This is a genomic window from Marinobacter sp. C7 (assembly GCF_022343555.1).
Taxonomy (GTDB): Bacteria; Pseudomonadota; Gammaproteobacteria; order Pseudomonadales; family Oleiphilaceae; genus Marinobacter.
The window spans coordinates 1-544 of record NZ_JAKQZH010000076.1 but is presented as its reverse complement, the minus strand read 5'-3'; the positions used below and the strand labels follow the sequence as shown (position 1 = coordinate 544).

Annotated in this window: 1 protein-coding gene; it reads right to left on the bottom strand. The window is 57.9% G+C overall.

Features of this window, described 5'->3' with window-relative positions; all coding sequences use genetic code 11:
* A partial coding sequence (locus tag MD273_RS18810) for a 5'-3' exonuclease (RefSeq protein ID WP_502846089.1) occupies positions 1-283 on the bottom strand: 283 nt, incomplete at its 3' end.
* Positions 284-544 lie beyond the last annotated feature (261 nt).

Below are 544 nucleotides of genomic sequence, written 5' to 3'. Positions count from 1 at the left end.
CCAGATCTTCCGGCGGCGGCGGCCGGTGGGCCTTGTAGTCCGGGTAGATTTCCTTGCGGAAGGTCTGCGACGAAAAGTCGAAGATCACCGCCAGATGCGTCGGCGTGACGCCCACGGAGGTGTCGCGCGCCTGCGTCAGAAGCTTCCACAGCATGTTGCAAAAGCCCGAGACCGCGCCGACCGGCAGGCCATCGGATTTGCGGGTCAGCGGCGGCAGCGCATGAAAGGCGCGGAAGATGAAGCCGGAGCCATCGATCAGGAAAAGGTGGTCGTCTTTTTTCATGGCGAATCCATACCGTGGACAGCCTGAAAGGTCCATCCGAAAGCCTCACCCGCAATCCCAGGATGCACGCCTGAAACTTGATGCACAGCAAAACGCGAAAAACAGCTGCACGATGCAGCAATATTACCGATTTGTAACGAAACGGCCGAACGTGTCCCTTGAATCGACACATTTCGAAGTACATTTAGAACTCAACGGCGCCTCAAAACGCCGGTGCCTGACAGAGGCTCGTCCCCCGCCTCTTCAGACAGTAAGGACAAG